Annotated in this window: 16 protein-coding genes; 4 read left to right on the top strand and 12 right to left on the bottom strand. The window is 67.8% G+C overall.

The genetic code is table 11. From position 1 onward, the window contains the following. Nucleotides 1-11: 11 nt before the first annotated feature. From KUV38_RS08635 to lptF, 3 genes are read right to left on the bottom strand one after another with little or no spacing between them, the layout of a single operon-like run. Nucleotides 12-2,183 (bottom strand): LPS-assembly protein LptD, encoded by a 2,172-nt coding sequence (locus KUV38_RS08635; protein ID WP_222469650.1) that lies wholly within the window; start codon nucleotides 2,181-2,183, stop codon nucleotides 12-14. Beyond that, nucleotides 2,180-3,289: an LPS export ABC transporter permease LptG gene (gene lptG / locus KUV38_RS08630; protein ID WP_222469649.1), complete on the bottom strand. Its 1,110-nt coding sequence runs from the start codon at nucleotides 3,287-3,289 to the stop codon at nucleotides 2,180-2,182. The genes KUV38_RS08635 and lptG overlap by 4 nt, the downstream gene beginning before the upstream one ends. Continuing rightward, entirely contained in the window at nucleotides 3,286-4,428 is a 1,143-nt protein-coding gene (lptF, locus tag KUV38_RS08625) for an LPS export ABC transporter permease LptF (RefSeq protein WP_410000874.1), read from the bottom strand. The genes lptG and lptF overlap by 4 nt, the downstream gene beginning before the upstream one ends. A 121-nt stretch (nucleotides 4,429-4,549) precedes the next feature. Here lptF and KUV38_RS08620 point away from each other — a divergent pair, with 121 nt between their 5' ends. From KUV38_RS08620 to KUV38_RS08610, 3 genes are all read left to right on the top strand, one after another. Then, nucleotides 4,550-5,824 (top strand): FAD-dependent oxidoreductase, encoded by a 1,275-nt coding sequence (locus KUV38_RS08620; RefSeq protein ID WP_222469647.1) that lies wholly within the window; start codon nucleotides 4,550-4,552, stop codon nucleotides 5,822-5,824. Between the two features lie 76 nt (nucleotides 5,825-5,900). After that, the gene (locus KUV38_RS08615; protein ID WP_222469646.1) at nucleotides 5,901-7,361 is read left to right on the top strand and encodes a leucyl aminopeptidase; all 1,461 of its coding nucleotides are present in this window, start codon (nucleotides 5,901-5,903) and stop codon (nucleotides 7,359-7,361) included. A 5-nt stretch (nucleotides 7,362-7,366) separates the two neighbouring features. Continuing rightward, nucleotides 7,367-7,831: a DNA polymerase III subunit chi gene (locus tag KUV38_RS08610; protein WP_222469645.1), complete on the top strand. Its 465-nt coding sequence runs from the start codon at nucleotides 7,367-7,369 to the stop codon at nucleotides 7,829-7,831. A gap of 148 nt (nucleotides 7,832-7,979) precedes the next feature. On the opposite strand, the gene KUV38_RS08605 is transcribed toward KUV38_RS08610, so the two are convergent. From KUV38_RS08605 to cysG, 9 genes are all read right to left on the bottom strand, one after another. Beyond that, nucleotides 7,980-9,572, bottom strand: coding sequence for a tannase/feruloyl esterase family alpha/beta hydrolase (locus tag KUV38_RS08605; protein WP_222469644.1), 1,593 nt, complete (start codon nucleotides 9,570-9,572; stop codon nucleotides 7,980-7,982). A 110-nt stretch (nucleotides 9,573-9,682) separates the two neighbouring features. After that, nucleotides 9,683-10,264, bottom strand: coding sequence for a TIGR02281 family clan AA aspartic protease (locus KUV38_RS08600; RefSeq protein ID WP_222469643.1), 582 nt, complete (start codon nucleotides 10,262-10,264; stop codon nucleotides 9,683-9,685). 32 nt (nucleotides 10,265-10,296) lie between these two features. Next, the gene (locus tag KUV38_RS08595) at nucleotides 10,297-10,911 is read right to left on the bottom strand and encodes a MarC family protein (protein ID WP_222469642.1); all 615 of its coding nucleotides are present in this window, start codon (nucleotides 10,909-10,911) and stop codon (nucleotides 10,297-10,299) included. A gap of 54 nt (nucleotides 10,912-10,965) precedes the next feature. Beyond that, nucleotides 10,966-11,823: a ferredoxin--NADP reductase gene (locus tag KUV38_RS08590; RefSeq protein WP_222469641.1), complete on the bottom strand. Its 858-nt coding sequence runs from the start codon at nucleotides 11,821-11,823 to the stop codon at nucleotides 10,966-10,968. A gap of 84 nt (nucleotides 11,824-11,907) precedes the next feature. Continuing rightward, nucleotides 11,908-12,351, bottom strand: a complete 444-nt coding sequence (locus KUV38_RS08585; RefSeq protein ID WP_222469640.1) for a DUF934 domain-containing protein — start codon at nucleotides 12,349-12,351, stop codon at nucleotides 11,908-11,910. A 1-nt stretch (nucleotide 12,352) separates the two neighbouring features. Next, on the bottom strand, nucleotides 12,353-13,171 hold the full coding sequence (locus KUV38_RS08580) for a phosphoadenylyl-sulfate reductase (RefSeq protein ID WP_222469639.1): 819 nt from the start codon (nucleotides 13,169-13,171) through the stop codon (nucleotides 12,353-12,355). Beyond that, nucleotides 13,161-14,828: a nitrite/sulfite reductase gene (locus tag KUV38_RS08575; RefSeq protein WP_222469638.1), complete on the bottom strand. Its 1,668-nt coding sequence runs from the start codon at nucleotides 14,826-14,828 to the stop codon at nucleotides 13,161-13,163. The genes KUV38_RS08580 and KUV38_RS08575 overlap by 11 nt, the downstream gene beginning before the upstream one ends. After that, nucleotides 14,828-15,127 carry a DUF2849 domain-containing protein gene (locus KUV38_RS08570; protein WP_222469637.1) on the bottom strand — a complete coding sequence of 100 codons (300 nt, stop codon included), beginning with the start codon at nucleotides 15,125-15,127 and terminating at the stop codon, nucleotides 14,828-14,830. Before KUV38_RS08570 ends, KUV38_RS08575 begins: the two co-directional genes overlap by 1 nt. Further along, entirely contained in the window at nucleotides 15,127-16,506 is a 1,380-nt protein-coding gene (gene cysG, locus KUV38_RS08565) for a siroheme synthase CysG (RefSeq protein ID WP_222469636.1), read from the bottom strand. The genes KUV38_RS08570 and cysG overlap by 1 nt, the downstream gene beginning before the upstream one ends. A gap of 137 nt (nucleotides 16,507-16,643) precedes the next feature. Between cysG and KUV38_RS08560 the strand changes: the two genes are divergently transcribed. Beyond that, the gene (locus tag KUV38_RS08560) at nucleotides 16,644-17,114 is read left to right on the top strand and encodes an Lrp/AsnC family transcriptional regulator (protein WP_222469635.1); all 471 of its coding nucleotides are present in this window, start codon (nucleotides 16,644-16,646) and stop codon (nucleotides 17,112-17,114) included. Nucleotides 17,115-17,155 lie beyond the last annotated feature (41 nt).

The following is a 17,155-nucleotide window of genomic DNA, read 5'->3' as shown; positions in this document are numbered from 1 at the left end:
CCGGGACGGGCTCAGCCACGGCAGGCGCGGGCGAGGTGACGCTGGGAGGCGCGGCCCGCGCCGAAGCCGGTGAGCGAGACCTGAAGGCCAATGTCGGTGGTGGGGTCGACGGCGGTGGAGGAGGTGAAGCGACGGGAGACGGTGAAATCGACCTCGACGCATTCGTTGCGCCATTCGACGCCGAAGGTGGCCTCGGCGGCGCGGTCCTGCTCCACGTCGTAGCGCCAGTCGAGCGAGAGCAGCCAGTTGTCATCGACCTGCCAGGCGGTGTCGAGGGTCAGCTCGTTTACGTCGAGCGGGCGCTCCTCCAGCGGGTTGGCCTCCATCCAGATGTAGGAGCCTGCGACTGCGAGCCGGTCGCTGCGCCATGCGGCGCGCAGCTCGTTCTTGGCGAAGGAGAAATTGTCATCGAAGAGGGCGCGGTTGGTGAGGGTCAGCCGGTTGGGCAGCTCCAGTTGCACCGCTGCGAGCCAGTCGGATTTGCGGCCCTCCAGCCCCGGATAACCGGCGAACTGGCCGAGATCTTCGGAACGGATGATGCGCCCGAGGGTGACGCCGAGGGTCCAGCCGTTGGCATCGAAGCGGGTCCAGCGGAGGCCGATGTTGGTGCGCAGCCCGCGCTCGTAGACATCGCCGCCGGGGAAACGGTCGAGCGAGAAGAGGTTGCCCTCGTCGAGTTCCAGCAGGGTGCTTTCATCGTTGGGCAGGGCGGTGTCGGATTCGGGGGTCCAGGCAACCTGCACGATGGGTTCGAGAATGTGGGTGGCGTAGGGCGAGCGGCGGATGAAGGGCCAGCGCAGCTCGACGGCGGCCTGCGGCGTGACTTCGAAGACGCTCTCGGAATAGGCGGCATCGTCGGTGACGCTGGTCCAGTCGAAGTTCACCGCGCCGAGGGCGCCGATCAGGATGCCGTTGCTGAGCAGCCAGTCGCGGCGCCAATCCAGCCGGGCGGAGGCGCGGGTCACATCGCGGCCATCGACGATCAGGTCGTCGTCGACGCTGTCCACATCCAGCTCGGAGCGCCGGTAGTGGTTGTGCAGATCGAAGGTGAAGCCCGCCGAGCCGCCAATCCAGCGCGGGGTGAAGCGCTTTTCGTAGTGCAGGTCGGCGGTGATGGTGGGCTGGGTCTCGTTGCTCTCGCCGTCGCGCAGGGAGCGGTAGGCGGTGATGTTGAACTGGAAGTTCTGGTCGCGCCGGGTGCGTGCGATGGCAACGGTGCTGTCGAGCCGGTCCTTGTCGGAATAGCCGTAGTCGAGCAGGTAGCCGGTGTCGGAGACGGTCTCGACATCGAAGGTCAGCTCGTAGCCCCGTCCGATGTCGAACTGGCCTTCGACGAAGCCGTAGGAGCGCAGCTCGCCCTCGCGGATGTCATCCTCGGAGACGGCGCCGTTGAAGGTGAGCGTGCCAGCGCGGAAGGCGCGGCGGAAGCGCATCTCGAGCGTGCGGGTGGAGTTGGTGGAGAGGTAGGGCGTGAGCGTGAGGTCGGCGTGGTCGCCCAGCGTGATGAAGTAGGGGATCTTCACCCCGAAGCCGAGTTTGTCGGTGGAACGGAAGGTTGGGGCCAGAAAGCCGGTGGTGCGCTTCAGCGTGGGGTCGGGCAGGCGCAGGCGGGGCAGGTACATGATCGGCACCCCGGCGACCTCGAAACGAGCGCCGTCGAAGTAGAGTTGGCGGGCCTCCTCATCGTGGATGATCCGCTTGGCGCGGATCTGCCAGAGCGGCACGGGGCGTTTGCCGCAGACCTGACAGGTGGAGGCGACGGTTTTGTAGAGCTGGGTGTAGCGGCCGTTCACCCGGTTGATCTCTGCCGCGGCGAGCTGGAGTTGCTGGTTCAGCACCATCCGGGCGGAGCGCAGGAGGCCGTTGCGCAGATCGGTCGAGAGGGCGGCCTCGGAGGCGAGGATCACCGTGTCGGCGCCGTCGGTGAGGGTGATCGGGCCGTCGATCACCAGCATGTTGGTGCTCTGGTCGTAGAGGATGCGGCTTGCGGTCATCCGGGTGGTGCCTTGGAGCACCTCGACGTTGCCGGTGGCGATCAGTTGGTCGTTGCCGGCGATCTCGACGCGATCGGCCAGCAGGACGGCGTCGTCCTCCGATCCGGCGGATTGGGCGTTGGCCGGGCCGGTGAGCGCGGCGACGAGGCAGAGGGCCGCAAGGAGTGGGGCGAAGAGCGCGCGCATCATCCGTCCTCCAGATGCAGGAGCAGGGCGAGGGAGGCGAGGATTCCAGCGACGGGCGGTGTCCACGCGGCCATCGACACCGGGATCTGCCCGTTTTCGCCGAGGATCTGGGCGAAGTTACGGATGAAGTAGAGCGCAAGGCCGAGCATCAGCGCCAGCAGGACCATCACCCCGGTGCGCCCGAAGCGGGTGTGGCGCATGGTGAAGCCCGCCCCGACAAGCACCATCGCCATGAGGAAGAGCGGCAGCGCCAGTTCCATCTGCATCCAGACCCGGTGCAGCTTGGCCGAGAAGCCTGCGCCTTCGAGGTTGGCGATGAAAGCGGGCAGCTCCCAGATCGGGATGGCGGAGGGGGTGCCGAAGCTGTCGCGGATCTGGTCGAGTGTCAGCGTGGAGGGCAGCTCCAGCTCCATCGCGCGGGAGGAGGCGGCCTCGGGGTTGGGCACGCCGACGAGGGGCCAGACCTTTGCGTTTTCCAGCACCCAGCGGCCCGGTTCGAGCCGTGCGGAGGCGGCCTCGATCCGTTGCACCGGGCCCTGGACCTCGGCGCCTTCGGGCGCGAAGCTGATGAAGGTGACGCCTTCGAAGGCGGTGCCCTCGAGGTTGGCGCGGGACGCGCGGATGACCATTTGCCCCTCGGGGCCGCCCTGCCGGAGCCAGAGACCCTCACCGGAGATAGAGAGCACCGAGCCGCCGCCGGCCTCGAGATCGGCCGACTTTTGCTCGTAGCGGACCTGTGTGGCTGCGACGATGGGGTTCATCACCGCGATGCCGAGGGCGCCGAGCAGCAGCGCCACGACCACGGGGGAGATCAGCGCGCGCATGGCGGAGCGCCCGGCGGCGCGGGTGACCACCAGCTCGGAGCTGCGGGCGAGGCCGAGGAACAGGACCAGCGTGGCCAGCAGCACGATCAGCGGCAGGATGCGGTAGAGCGTTTGCGGCACCGACAGCAGCGAGAGCTCGAAGGCCCCGCCGAAGGAGATGCCCGCGTCGGAGAAGCGGCGCATCTGGTCGACGATGTCGAGCAGGGTCAGCAGGATGGCAAAGACCGCGAAGACGCCCGCGAGGGCGAAGGCGAACTTGCGGGCGAAGTAGAGGTGGAGCCTCATGCCGCCGCCTCCGCCGTGCCATTGACCCGGCGCCTGCGGGTGAAGAGGAAGGGCCTGTCGGCATACCACAGCAGCGCCGCGGTGATCGCCAGCCCGACGAGGATTGGCACGTAGACCAGCGGCCAGAGCGCGGCATCCTTGCGGGCGGCTCCTGCGGCCACGGTCTCCAGCACCTGCACCACGATGAGCAGCCCGACCGCGACGAGGATCTGCCGCCAGACCCCGAAGCGGGAGAAGCTGCCGGTGATCAGTGTGGCGAAGCCGATCAGCGCCGCCACCAGTGCCATGAAGGGCTGGGCGATGCGCAGGTTGGCCTCGTAGGTGAACTCCGCCGGGGAGCGCCCCGTGATTTCCAATATCTCCGGCGTTGGCGCGAAGAGCGCGGGTGTGGGGTAGTGGCGGATGTCTGTCATCGCGAACTCGCGCGCGGTGATCAGTGCGCCGATGTCGTAGGAAAAGTCGGAAAACGCGGTGGTGAAGAGGCGCTCGGTCTCGGCGGAGAGGGTTTGGGCCGCGCCGTCGAACATCACCAGCTTGGGGCCGGTCTCCTGCCGGACCAGAAAGGCGCGGGTGGCGGTGTAGGTGGTGCGTTCACCGGGGTTGCGGGCGTCGGACAGGAACACGTCGCGCAACTCGCCCTCGGGCGAGATCTGGCGGATGTAAAAGGTGATGCCATCTGCCGGATGCAGGAACCGCCCCTCGGTGAGGAACCGGGAGGTGATGTTGTTGGCGATCTCGGCCTGCCGCTCGGCCAATTGGCCACGGGACGTGGGCACCAGCACATGCACCAGCGCGGCCATCAGCAGAGCCACGAAGAGGCCGAAGAACAGCACTGGCCGCGCCATCCGCCACGACGAGAAGCCTGTGGCCTGGATCACCACCAGCTCGGACTCCGAGGCCAGCCGGTTGGTGGCGTAGACCGTGGCGACGAAGGCGGCCATCGGCAGCACGAGGCGGATCACGTTGGGCAGCGAGAGCGCGGTGAACTCCACGAAGACCCCGGCGGACTGGCCATCGGCGATGAGCTGGTCGAACAGGATCACCGCGCGGTTGACCCAATAGACCGAGACCAGCACCAGCGAGAAGAAGCCAAAGAGCACGAGGAGCTGGGACAGGATGTAGCGGTCGTATTTCGGCACGCGGACTGCCCCGGCGGTGTTGTTCTGGTTGCCGGGAAATCTAGCGGATCGCGGGCGGGGTTGAAACAGGCAATGATGCCGGGGCAGGCTGAGGGTGCGCAGGTTGCGGAAGGTGGCCGAAATGACTGTGGCACCGGAGTACGATTGCATCGTCGCCGGCGGCGGGCCGGCTGGCATGATGGCGGGCTTGCTCTTTGCCCGCGCTGGCTGCCGGGTGTTGGTGCTGGAAAAGCACGGCGACTTCCTGCGCGACTTTCGCGGCGACACTGTCCACCCCTCCACGCTGGATATTTTCGGTGATCTCGGCCTGCTGGACAGCTTTCTGGAGCTGCCGCATAGCCGATTGCCGCGTCTTGGCGGGGTCTTTGGCGACGAGCGGGTGGCGGTGGCGGATTTTTCGCGGCTGAAGGCGCGGTGCCGGTTCATCGCGATGGTGCCGCAGTGGCACTTGCTGGATTTCATCGCGCGGTCCGGGGCGCAATTGCCGGGGTTCGAGCTGCGGATGAGGGCCGAGGTGACCGGGCTGGTGGTGGACGGGCCGGAGGGCGCGGTGGGCGGGGTGACGGTGTTGGAGCAGGGCTGCGAGCGGCGCGTTACGGCGCGACTTGTGATCGGCGCGGACGGGCGGCACAGCCGGGTGCGGGAGGCGGCGGGGCTGCCGCTGAAGGAGGTGGGCGCGCCGATTGATGTGCTATGGTTTTCGCTGCCGCGCCCGGAGGGGGAGCAGAGCGCCGATGCGCCGGAGCCGCTGGTGCGCAGCCGGGGCGGGCGCATTCTGGTGACGATCGACCGGGGCGATTACTTTCAATGCGCCTATGTGATCCGCAAGGGCGGCGCGGCGCAGGTGCGGGCGGCGGGGATCGAGGCCTTTCGCCGCGAGGTGGCGGCGACGGTGCCTGAGTTTGCGGGCGTGGTGGCGCAGCTGGAGGACGTGGACGCGCTGAAGCTGCTCACGGTCCGCATGGACCGGCTGGAGCGGTGGTCGCGCCCCGGATTGGTGATGATCGGTGACGGGGCGCATGCGATGTCGCCGATTGGCGGGGTGGGGATCAACCTTGCGGTGCAGGATGCGGTCGCCGCCGCCAACCTTTTTGCCGGGCCGCTGGCGGAGGGGCGGCTTGGGGAGGTGGATCTTGAGGCGCTGCGCCGCCGCCGGGCTTGGCCGGCGCGGGCGACGCAGGCTTTGCAGGGGCTGATTCAGAACCGGCTGCTCGGCCCGATCCTCGAGAGCCGCGAGGGCGGCGAAGCGCCGCCGGATCGCGCGCCACTGCCGCTGCGGATCGTCTCGGCCATTCCCTGGCTGCAACGCCGCGTTGGCGCGGTGGTGGGCCTCGGGCTGCGCCCGGAGCACCCGCGCTCGCCCGAGCGCCACCGGCTGGAGCCGCCCGGAGGCTGACGCCGCGCAGCCCCCCTTTTCCTTCGGGGCGGTTTCGCCCTAGCTATGGGCGGCACGCAATCAAAGGAGTCGCCCCATGACCGATCTGCCCCGTTTCACCATCACCGAGACCGATATCGAGGCCATTGCCGGCGCGAAAGGGCGGGTCGTGGTGCTGGTGCCCGAGGAGGGCAAGCTGGACGTCCCCGCGCGGCGGGTGAACCGGCTGAGCCGGGGCGCGCTGAAGCGGCTGGTGGAGAGCGAGAGCTGGGGCAAGCTGGAGGAGGGCGAGGCCAAGGAGCTGACCTTCCCCGCAGGCATGGAGGCCGAGGTGGTGCAGGTGATCCGCCTCTCGCGCCGCCCTACGGTGGAGGCGGCTCGGCGTGCGGGGGCGCTGATTGGCAAGGCGGCGGGAGAGGGACCGGTGCTGGTGCTGGCGGGCGCCACCAAGCGGGCGGGCGAAGTGGTGCTGGGCGCGCTGCTGGGGGCCTATGACTATGTGGAGATGACCTCGAAAGAGGCCAAGCCGGCGGTGGAGATCACCGTGATGGCGAACAGTCCCGATGAGATCGACGCGGGCGTGGTGCAGGCGATGGCCGAAGGCGTGGCCTTTACCCGCGATCTGGTGAATGCGCCCGCCAACGTGCTGACCACCACCAGCTTTGCCGACCGGCTGAAGGCGCTTGAGGGCGATGGCCTCACGGTGGAGGTGCTCGAGGAGGACGAGCTGGCGAAGCTCGGCATGGGCTGCCTGCTTGGTGTGGGCATCGGCTCGGAGAGCCCCTCGAAGGTGGTGGTTATGCAGTGGAACGGCGGCGGTGACGAGCCCCCGCTGGCGCTGGTGGGCAAAGGCGTGGTGTTCGACACCGGGGGCATCAGCCTCAAGCCCGCGGGCGGCATGGAAGACATGACGATGGACATGGGCGGCGCGGGCGTGGTCAGCGGCGTGATGCAGCTGATGAAGGCGCGCAAGGCCAAGGCCAATGTGGTGGGCCTCGTCGGCCTCGTCGAGAACATGCCCGATGGCCGCGCCCAGCGGCCCGGCGATATCGTGACCTCGATGAAGGGCGACACGGTGGAGGTGATCAACACCGACGCCGAGGGCCGCCTCGTTCTGGCCGATGTCATGTGGTATGCGCAGGAGCGGTTCAAGCCGAGCGCGATGGTGGACCTCGCCACGTTGACCGGCGCGATCATCGTGGCGCTGGGCCATGAGAACGCGGGCGTGTTCTCCAACGACGACGGGTTTGCCGGGGCCTTCCTGAAGGCTGCTGCCGCCGAGGGCGAGGGCGCTTGGCGGATGCCGCTGGGCAAGGCCTACGCCAAGCAGCTGAAGAGCCGGAAGGCGGATGTGAAGAACGTGGGCACCCGCTGGGGCGGCTCTGTCACCGCCGCCGAGTTCCTCAAGCGCTTCGTGAAGGACGAAACGCCGTGGATCCACCTTGATATCGCGGGTGTCGCCCAACCTGCCGATGCGCCTGCGCTGGGGCCGAAGGGGGCCTCGGGTTGGGGCGTGCTGGCGCTGAACCGCATGATCGCGGACGGCTACGAAGGCTGACCGGTATGGGCAAGGCCATGTTCTACCACCTGACCCAGCGGCCCCTGGAGGCGACCCTCCCGGTGCTGCTGGAGCGCAGCCTTGCTGCGGGCTGGTGGGTGGCGGTGCGGGGCCGTGACCCGGGGCGGATGGGCTGGCTTGACGAGAAGCTGTGGCAGGGGCCGGATGAGCAGTTTCTGGCTCACGGGCTGGCGGGCGGGCCGCATGACGCCTTGCAGCCGGTGCTGCTGACCACCGAGGCCGCGCTGCCCAATGGCGCCACCTGCCTGATGGCGGTGGATGGCGCGGCGGTGGAAGCCGGTGAGGTGGCCGCGCTGGAGCGGGTCTGTGTGCTGTTCGACGGGCACGACCCGGATGCCGTGCAGCATGCACGGGGCCAGTGGAAGGCGCTCACCGGGGCCGGGGCTGCGGCTGAGTACTGGTCGGAAGAGAGCGGGCGCTGGGAGAAAAAGGCGGAGAGCGGCGGGTAGGAGCCGCTCTACGGGATGGCGAGAAAAGTCCCGCCCTGCGCTTGTGGCGCGGGCGGGAAGGTTTGGCCATTGGGTGGCCGGGTTGGCCGAAGGCCCAAGAAGTATTTCAGCCTCCGGCGGGAGATTTTTTGCCAAGAAAATGCGTTGGTTACTCGGTGACGCAGCTGTAGCTGGCGGCGGCGTTGAGGTCGTTGGCGCCCTCGTTCAGCCGCGCGAAGGCGGGGTATTCGCACATCGGGCGGCTGCGGCCTGCGGTGGCTTCGGCGGCGTCGGTCATCACGAGGCCCTCGGGGGCGGTGCCCTCTTCGACCCATGCGTCGAGCGCATCGAGGCTGGACCAGCGCATCTGGAACTCGCCGGAGCCGTGGCCGAAGCCGGGAACCAGCCAGAAGCGCAGGAAGTCGCGGGTGGCCTCCTCGCCCATTTCGGCCACCACGCGCTCGTACCAGTCGACGGTGTTGCCGAAGGGGATGGCGAAATCGGTGATGCCGTGCATCAGCAGCACCTTGGCGCCCTTGTCGGCAAAGCCCGACATATCGGCGGCCACGGCATCGGTGATTTCGGACAGTTCGGTGAGCCGGGCGGCGTGGGCCTTTGCGTCGAATTCGATCGTGTTGGCGTCCGGGTCGGCCAGCACGCCGTAGCGGATCATCGGGTCGGCCAGCACGGCGAGGCCGAAGTTGGCGACCGGGGTTGGCGGGTTGGTGAGCTCGGGCGATTTGCCCATGCCCCAGAGGCCGTAGAGATCGCCCGCGAGATAGATCGGCCAGCCGGAGAAGCCCTCGGCCCCGCCTTGCAGCGGCGGTGTGGGGGTGCGAGTGGCGATAACATCGAGCGCGGTGATCTGGGCTTGGGTCAGGCACTGGCCCTCCTGCGCAGTGTCGCCCTCGCAGGCGAGCGACTGCACGTCGAAGGCGGCCTCGCAGGCGGCGATATTGCCGATCAGCCGGTCTTCGGCGCCGTCGAGACTGTCACAGGCGGCGAAGACCGCGCCGTTCAGCAGCTCGACATCGGCGGGGGACATGTAGGCGCCCTCGGCGTAGAAGGCCTGGCCCGCGCGGTTGCCTGAGAGTTGCAGGCCGACAACGGGGTTGGCGGGGTGGACGACGACGGCGCCGTCGTAGTCATCGGGCCAGCGCTGGATGGCGATCATCGCCTCGTGGCCGCCCTGCGAGCTGCCTTGGAAATAGGTGCGGGAGGGGGCCTCGCCGTAGAAGGCCTCGAGCGCGGCCATGGCGGCATCGCGGGTTTTCTTCAGCTGTTCGCCGCCGAAGTTGCGCAGGGATTCCTCGTTCAGCATGAACGCGCCGGAGAGCGAGGAGCCGGATTGGTGGCCGCTGTCGCTGCCCCAAGTGGCGTAGCCCTTTTCGAGCGGGGTCGGCTCGGAGGCGGGGTTGAACTTGGCCTGATCGAGACCGGTGACGAGGGCGCCATTGTAACCGCCGCCGCCGTAGTGGAGGGCCTTGCCGTTCCACTCGGCGGGGAGGTTGACCTGAAAGTTGATGTCGGGCGCGGATGGGTCGACCGGGTCGATGGCGCCGTTCACCTGGCAATAGGGCGTCGGTGTTTCGATGAAGGTGACGGTGTGAATGTCGGCGCCGCCGCTGGGCAGGCCGATGGCCTCGGGCGCGACGGAGAGGCCGCGCAGGGCGGCGCAGCCCTTGGCATCGGGGGCGGCGGTGGCGAGGCCGGGGCTGCCGGCAAGCAGCAGCGCGGCCGCGGTCAGGCGGGTGCGTTTCATGGTATTCCTCCCTAGGTGCGCCAACAGGGCGCATGCGCCGAGCGTCGGGCCGGGACGGAGCGGGGGCCAATGAAAAATATGCCCGGCGCATAGAAATCCGCTTGAGCGGGTCAGCGCTGGAGGATCATCTCGCCGCGGGAGAAGCTGACGGAGGCGAAGCGTTCGAGGTAGCGCATGCCGAGGAGGGAACCCATCATCTCGCCGTCGTTCACCAGCGCGGTCACGCCGCGATCGGTTATGTCGCCGAGGCGCACCTCGTCGAGCCGGACTAGCGCGGTGCGGACCTCGCCGTTCGCCGTGTTGGCGCGGCCCATGTAGGCGAGGGTCTCCGGGTCGATCCCGGCGGCGCGGGCATCGTCGCGGCTGAGCACCATGTCGGAGGCGCCGGTATCCACCACGAAGCGGGTGGGGGCGCCGTTGATCTCGAGCGTCAGGTAGTAGTGCCCATCGGGAGAAACCGGCACCTCGACCCGGCCATCGCCCTCGAAGACCGATTGCTGCGGCATCACCTCGCGGCGCACGTCATCCCAGAGGCCGTAAGCCACGATGACGCCGAGGAAGATGAAGACCCAGAGCGCGGCGTGGCGGGCGGTCTGGCCCCAGTTGGTGCGGCCGGACACGAAGAAGTAGCTGCCGACGAAGACGCCGAGCAGGATGAGGTAGGTGAGCCGTCCGAGGGTATCGCCGTCCATATCAGGTATTTAGGCGGGGGCGCGGCGCATTTCTAGAGCAGGGAGAGGTCGCGCAGCCCGTCGATCACGAATTGGACCGAGAGGGCGGCGAGCAACATGCCGAGCAGGCGGGTGGCCACGTTGATGCCGGTCTTGCCAAGCAGGCGCGACAGAAGCCCGCCGCCGAGAAACAGGATCAGGACGATGGTGAGCACGGTGGCCATGACGCCGATCACCTGCAAGGTGGTCGTCCAGTCGGCATTGGGGGAGCCGGAGAGCAGGATCATCGAGGCAATGGCGCCCGGCCCGGCGATGAGCGGCGTGGCGAGGGGGAAAATGGAGGGATCGGGGCGATCCTCCTCGGCCTGATCCTCGCGGCGCTTGGTGCGGCGCTCGAAGAGCATTTCGAGCGCGGTGAGGAACAGCAGCAGGCCGCCGGAGATGCGGAAGGCCGGCATGGAGATGCCGACGAATTCGAGCACCGCCTCACCGGCAAGGCCGAAGATCAGCAGGATGGAGAAGCCGATGGCCACGGCGCGGATGGCGATGGCGCGGCGGCGGCCCTCTGTTTCGTCATGGGTGAGCGCGGCGAAGAGCGGGGCCAGGCCCAGCGGGTCGATCACCACGAAGAGGGTGACGAAGGCAGAGATGAGGAAGGCGGTATCCATGCCCCCGCCTAGGGCGAAAGGCGCGGCGGGGCAAGACCCACCGCGCCACAGCGATCAGTCGAGAAAGGCCTTTTCGACCACGTAATGCGCGGGCTTGGAATTGGCGCCCTCTTCGAGACCGTAGGCCTCGAGCATCTCCTTGAGTTCGAGATTGAAGGCGAGGTTGCCGCAGATCATCGCGCGGTCGGTCGTGGGGTTGAGCTCGGGCACGCCGAGGTCGGAGAAGGCCTCGCCGGTGCGCATCAGGTCGGTGATGCGGCCCATCTTGGCGCTCTCTTCGCGGGTGGTGGTGGGGTAGTACTTGATCTTCTTCCAGAAGCCCTCGCCGATCACCTCGTTCAGCAGCTCGTCGTCCTTGAGGCCCTCGATCAGGTCGCGGCCATAGGTCAGCTCGCCGGCCTCGCGGCAGGTGTGGGTGATCACCACTTCGTCGTAATCTTCATAGGTCTGCGGCTCGCGCAGCAGGGAGGCGAAGGGGGCGAAGCCGGTGCCGGTGGCGAAGAACCACAGGCGCTTGCCGGGCAGAAGGGCGTCATGCACCAGCGTGCCGACGGGCTTGGGCCGCAGGATCAACTCGTCGCCGGGCTGGATGTGCTGAAGCTTGGAGGTGAGCGGGCCGTCCTGCACCTTGATGGAATAGAACTCCAGCTCCTCGTCCCAGGAGGGGGAGGCGATGGAATAGGCGCGCAGCAGGGGCTTGACCTTGCCGGTCTTCGGATCGGGGTCGCCCATCAGGCCGATCATCACGAACTCGCCGGAGCGGAAGCGCAGGGAGGCGGGCCGGGTGCAGCGGAAGCTGAACAGACGGTCGGTGTAGTGCTTCACCTCCGTCACGGTCTGGGCATCGGGGAGGGCGGGCTTGGCTTTGACGGGTTGTGCGGCTTGTTCGGTCACGGGGCTCTGTTCGGTCATGGATACTGGTCGCTGGCTCTTACAGCCTCGCGGCTCCTTGCTGCTTTGATCTCTATCAGGATTTTTGAAGGCGTTCCAAGGGGCTCAGGCGCGCAGGCGCGCCTGATAGTCGTTTGCCTGCCAGTCGGCGCGGAACTTCCACTCGGCCTCGGGCTGGCGCGCGGCCAGCTCGGGGGAGATTTCGACCTCGTCGAAACCACAGCGGCGGGCCATGGCATATTGGTCGGAGATCACGTGACCGGCGGCGCGCAGGCGGCCGGAAAAGCCCATGCGGCGCAGGGTGCGGGCATGGGTGAAGCCGCGGCCATCGGCGAAGCTGGGGAAGGCGACGCGGATCAGGTCGATCTCATCAAGACGTGCCGAGAGCGTGGCCGGATCGTCGGCGGGGCCAAGATCGACCGCGAGCGCGGGGGCGGCGGAGTTGGCACCCAGCTCTTCGAGCGGGGTGAAGCCGTGGGTCCAGTCTTCTGCCGTGAAGCCGCTGTCGGTGACGATGATGTTTGCAGTCTCGGTCGTAAGCTCGGTCATGTCAGGCGCTCTTTCTCTCGGGGGCGGCTTCGGCGACGGGGTCAGAGGCGGGCTCGGACACGGGCAGGGGGCCGCGGACCACTTTGCCGTCGATGAAGTGGATGCCGCATTCTTCCTTTTCCTCGCCGCGCCAGCGACCGGCGCGCGGGTCTTCGCCCTCTTTCACGGGCGTGGTGCAGGGCCAGCAGCCGATGGAGGGGTAGCCCTTGGCGACCAGCGGGTGCCGCGGCAGATCGTGCTCATCCATGTAGGCCTTGAGGTCGGTGGCGGACCAGCCTGCGAGCGGGTTCACCTTGACCCGGGGGCCTTCGCTCTCGAAGTAATCGAGCGCGGCGCGGGCCTCGGCCTGAAAGCGTTTGCGGCCGGTGACCCAGCCATCATAGGCCAGCAGGGCATTGGCGAGCGGCACGGTCTTGCGCAGGTCGCAGCAGGCGTCGGTGGAGCGCTTGTGCAGGGTATCGTCCGGGTCGGCCTTGGCCAGCTCAGGCGCGGGGGCACGCACCACCTCGATGCCGGTGAGGCCGAGCTGTTCGGCCACATCGGTTTGATATTGCAGCGTTTCTTCAAAGAGCATCTGGGTGTCGATGAAGAGCACGGGCGCGGCGCGGTCGATCTGGGAGATCATGTGCAGCAGCACCACCGACTCGGCCCCGAAGGAGCTGACGGTGGCGATGCGGCCCATCGCCGGATCGGTCAGGGCGTGGCGCAGGACTTCCTGCGCCGTGGCCCCGGCGAACCGTTCGTTGAGGGCGCGGGCCTCGGCGGCGGCGCGGGCTTCGGCCACCTCGTCGGTCACGCCTGTGACGGTATCACGCGGCATTGCGGGCCTCGCTTTCGGGGTAGAGGGCGGCCTTGAAGGGCGCATCCCCAAGGCGGCGGAAGGTGGCGAGGAAGGTCTCCTCGGGCGCGTCGCGCAGCTCGAGGTAGGCCAGCATCAGCCGCTCGATGGCGGGCACGATCTCTTCGGCGGAGAAGCCCGGCCCCATGCGGGTGCCGATGGCCGCATCCTGCGTGCCGTCGCCGCCCAGCGTGACCTGGTAGTTCTCGACGCCAGCGCGATCCAGCCCGAGGATGCCGATGTGGCCCACGTGGTGGTGGCCGCAGGCGTTGATGCAGCCGGAGATCTTGATCTTCAGCTCACCGACCTCGTGCTCGATCTTCAGCTCGTCGACGCGGGTGGCGATTTCCTGCGCGATCGGGATCGAGCGGGCGGTGGCCAGCGCGCAGTAATCCATGCCGGGGCAGGCGATGATATCGGAGGCCAGCCCTATGTTGGCGGTGCCCAGCCCGGCGGCCTTCAGCGCCGCGTGGATCGCGGGCAGGTCGCCCTTGTGGACATGGGGCAGGATGACGTTCTGCTCGTGGCTGATGCGCAGCTCTCCGTGGGCATACTCTTCCGCCAAGGCGGCCATCAGGCGCATCTGGTCGGAGGTTGCATCTCCGGGTGTTTTACCGTGGGCCTTTATCGAAATTGTGACAATGGCGTGGTCCGCATCGCGGTGCGCGGTCAGGTTGGTATCGGCCCAGGCGCGGAAGACAGGGTCCATGTCGCGGGCGGCCTCATAGGCGGCCACGTCGCCCTCGCGGAGCGCGGGCGTTGCGAACTGGGACTTGATCGCGGCGAGCATCTCTTGGTCGACGCCGGTGAACTCGGGGCGGATTTCGGCAAAGCGGGCCTCGATCAGCTCGCGCATCGTGTCGATCCCGTTCTCGTGGACGGTGATCTTGATGCGGGCCTTGTACTTGTTATCGCGGCGGCCGAGCGTGTTGTAGACGTGGACGATGGCCTCGCAGTAGGGCAGCAGGTCGGCCTCGGGGAGGAACTCGCGCACCACTTTGCCGATCATGGGCGTGCGGCCCAGACCGCCGCCGATGATGACCTTGAAGCCGATCTCGCCGTTCTGCTCGACCAGTTGCAGGCCGATGTCGTGGGCGCGGATCACCGCGCGGTCGGCCTCGGCGCCGGTCACCGCGATCTTGAATTTGCGGGGCAGGAACTGGAACTCGGGGTGATCGGTCGACCACTGGCGCAGCAGCTCGGCGTAGGGGCGCGGATCGGCCACCTCGTCGCCGGCGGCGCCAGCGAAATGGTCGGAGGTCACGTTGCGGATGCAGTTGCCGGAGGTCTGGATCGCGTGCATCTGCACGTCGGCCAGCGCCTCGAGCATATCCGGCACGTCCTTCAACGCGGGCCAGTTGTACTGGATGTTCTGGCGGGTGGTGAAGTGGCCGTAGCCCTTGTCCCACTTGTCGGCGATGAAGGCGAGCTGGCGCATCTGGCGGGCCGAGATGGTGCCATAGGGGATGGCCACGCGCAGCATGTAGGCGTGGAGCTGAAGATAGAGGCCGTTCATCAGGCGCAGCGGCTTGAACTCGTCCTCGGTGAGCGAGCCGTCGATGCGGCGCTCCACCTGGGCACGGAACTGGCTGACGCGGTTGCGGACGAAGGCTTCGTCGAAGTCGGTATAGCTGTACATCAGAGGTCCACCTGTTTGCCGTGGGCGTAGTTGGAGGGGCCGGTGGCGCGGAAGGCCTCGCGGAAGTGGGTGGGCTTGGGGCCCTTGGGCGTGGCCTCGGCATCGGCGAGATAGGCGCCAACGATCTCGGAGGCCTGCAGCGCGGCGGCGGAGAGCGCGGCCTCGGCGGGGGCTTCCTCGGTGAAGAGGCGGGCATCCTCGTGGCGGCGTGACCACTCGCCGGAGTTGGTGAGATAGATCACGTCGCCTTCGATCAGCGCATTGGCCGTGACGACCTTGGGGGTGAATGGCTTGGGCATTACTGGGCGGCCTTCAGCTTGAGTTCGGTGGCGGCGTCGCGCGGGGCGAGGCCATAGAGGAGGACGGCGGGGCCGGAAAGGCCCTCGACCGTCTCGGGCAGGGCGGCAAGGGTGGTATGCAGGATGCGGGTATCGGGGCGCGAGGCGTTCTCGACCACGGTGACATCGGTGGCGGGGGAGGCGCCGTGCATCATCAGGCGGCCCTGCAGGAAGCGCGCGCCCTTCTTGGCCATGTAGATGGCGGCGACGGCACCGGGCGCGGCCAGCGCGTGCCAGTCCTGCTCGGTGAAGCCCTTGGTGTCATGCCCGGTCAGAAATCGAAGATCGGAGTTGCGGCCCCGCTTGGTCAGGCTCTGGCCGATGGAGGCGGCAGCGGCGGAGGCGGCGGTGATGCCGGGCAGGATGCGGGTTGCGATGCCGTGGGGGGCGAGCGCGTCGAGCTCTTCGTCGAGGCGGCCGTAGACGCCGGGATCGCCCGCCTTGAGGCGCACGACCTTTTCGCCCTTCAGCGCGTGGCCGACGATCAGCGCGTTGATCGCCTCCTGCGGGGTGGACTTGCCGAAGCCCTTCTTGCTCACGTCGATCATCAGCGCTTCGCGGCGGGCGAGTTCGAGGATCTCGGGCGAGACGAGGCCATCGTGGATGATCACCTCGGCCTCATCCAGCGCGCGGCGGGCGGCGAGGGTGAGCATCTCGGGATCGCCGGGGCCAGCGCCGACGAAGGCGACTTCGCCGGGCTCGGGGGCCTCGGAGAGGTGGCGGGTGAGCAGAGCGTCCAGCGCCTCGCGGGCGCTCTCTTCGCCCTTGGCGAGCGCCTTGGGGCCCTCGTTGAAGTAGTAGTCGGCCCAGAAGTCGCGGCGCTTCTTGCCCATCGGCAGGGCGTCAGCCGCGGTGCGGAAGGCCTTGCCGATGCGGGTGAGCAGGCCGAGCGAGCTGGGCAGGCGCTCTTCGAGGTCGCGCTTGATGGCGCGGGCGAGCACGGGGGCGGCGCCCTCGGTGCCGATCGCCACGGTCACCGGGTCACGATCGACGATGGCTGGGGTGATGAACTGGCTGTTGTGCAGGTCGTCGACGATGTTGACCAGCGCGCCCTCAGCCTCGGCCAGCGCCTTGATGCGGGTGTCTTCGGCGTGGTCTTCGTTGGCGCCATAGGCGAGACGGCTGCCGGTGAAGTCGCCCGCGCGGGCGGCGCGGCGGTGGAGCGTGAGGCGGCCCTCATCGGCCAGCGTTTCAAGATCGGCGTGGGGCTCGGCGGCGAAGACGTGAATGTCACCTTCCGTCTTCAGCAGCAGGCGCAGCTTGGCCAGCGCGGCCTCGCCGCCACCGGAGAGGGTGACGCGCTCACCACGGAGGTTCACGAAGATCGGAAAATGCTGCATTGCGGCGGCTCCTGTTGCGTAGGGGAAGATATAGAATTTTGTTCTGGTAATTGGCAGGGCTTCGCGGCAGTTAGGGAAAAACGTTCCGAGAAACTCTCCTGTAGGGCCGGAATTCCAACAAAGCTGGAGAAATGCGAATGTCTGTCCGTTTGGACAAGATCGACCGGAAAATCCTTGCGGAACTGCAAGCTGACGCTGCGCAATCCTTGGACGAAATTGCCAAGAAAGTGGGCAGTTCGAAGACGCCGGTTTGGAATCGGGTGCGCAAGATGCGGGAGGCCGGGGTGATCCGGCAGAACACCGTGCTGCTGAACGCCGAGGCGCTGGGGCTGGAGGCCTGTTTTTTCGTGCTGATCCGCACCTCAGAGCACGAGGCGGACTGGCAGCAGAAGTTCCTCAAAGCGCTCCGGGCGAGGCCCGAGGTGCTGGAGGCGCACCGGCTGGCGGGGGATATCGATTACATCCTGAAGGTGCAGGTGACGAACGCGCGGGCCTACGACGAATTCTACCAGGCGCTGATCTCGGAGGTGAAGATCCACAACGTGACGGCGCTGCTCTCGATGGAGGAGATCAAGAGCACCACGGCGTTGCCTGTTGGTGGGGAGTGAGCCGGGAGTTGGAGCGCGTTCCGGCCTGCGGGTGCCTGCTT

The sequence above is a fragment of the Vannielia litorea genome, from assembly GCF_019801175.1.
Classification (GTDB): Bacteria; Pseudomonadota; Alphaproteobacteria; order Rhodobacterales; family Rhodobacteraceae; genus Vannielia; species Vannielia litorea_B.
The sequence above is the reverse complement of the archived record's forward strand: the minus strand, read 5'-3'. Positions and strand labels throughout refer to the sequence as shown.

Coding starts and splice junctions, on each gene's coding strand:
- KUV38_RS08635 (WP_222469650.1), bottom strand. CDS start 2,183: ATGATGCGCGCGCTCTTCGCCCCACTCCTTGCGGCCCTCTGCCTCGTC.
- lptG (WP_222469649.1), bottom strand. CDS start 3,289: ATGAGGCTCCACCTCTACTTCGCCCGCAAGTTCGCCTTCGCCCTCGCG.
- KUV38_RS08620 (WP_222469647.1), top strand. CDS start 4,550: ATGACTGTGGCACCGGAGTACGATTGCATCGTCGCCGGCGGCGGGCCG.
- KUV38_RS08615 (WP_222469646.1), top strand. CDS start 5,901: ATGACCGATCTGCCCCGTTTCACCATCACCGAGACCGATATCGAGGCC.
- KUV38_RS08610 (WP_222469645.1), top strand. CDS start 7,367: ATGGGCAAGGCCATGTTCTACCACCTGACCCAGCGGCCCCTGGAGGCG.
- KUV38_RS08605 (WP_222469644.1), bottom strand. CDS start 9,572: ATGAAACGCACCCGCCTGACCGCGGCCGCGCTGCTGCTTGCCGGCAGC.
- KUV38_RS08600 (WP_222469643.1), bottom strand. CDS start 10,264: ATGGACGGCGATACCCTCGGACGGCTCACCTACCTCATCCTGCTCGGC.
- KUV38_RS08595 (WP_222469642.1), bottom strand. CDS start 10,911: ATGGATACCGCCTTCCTCATCTCTGCCTTCGTCACCCTCTTCGTGGTG.
- KUV38_RS08590 (WP_222469641.1), bottom strand. CDS start 11,823: ATGACCGAACAGAGCCCCGTGACCGAACAAGCCGCACAACCCGTCAAA.
- KUV38_RS08585 (WP_222469640.1), bottom strand. CDS start 12,351: ATGACCGAGCTTACGACCGAGACTGCAAACATCATCGTCACCGACAGC.
- KUV38_RS08580 (WP_222469639.1), bottom strand. CDS start 13,171: ATGCCGCGTGATACCGTCACAGGCGTGACCGACGAGGTGGCCGAAGCC.
- KUV38_RS08575 (WP_222469638.1), bottom strand. CDS start 14,828: ATGTACAGCTATACCGACTTCGACGAAGCCTTCGTCCGCAACCGCGTC.
- KUV38_RS08570 (WP_222469637.1), bottom strand. CDS start 15,127: ATGCCCAAGCCATTCACCCCCAAGGTCGTCACGGCCAATGCGCTGATC.
- cysG (WP_222469636.1), bottom strand. CDS start 16,506: ATGCAGCATTTTCCGATCTTCGTGAACCTCCGTGGTGAGCGCGTCACC.
- KUV38_RS08560 (WP_222469635.1), top strand. CDS start 16,644: ATGTCTGTCCGTTTGGACAAGATCGACCGGAAAATCCTTGCGGAACTG.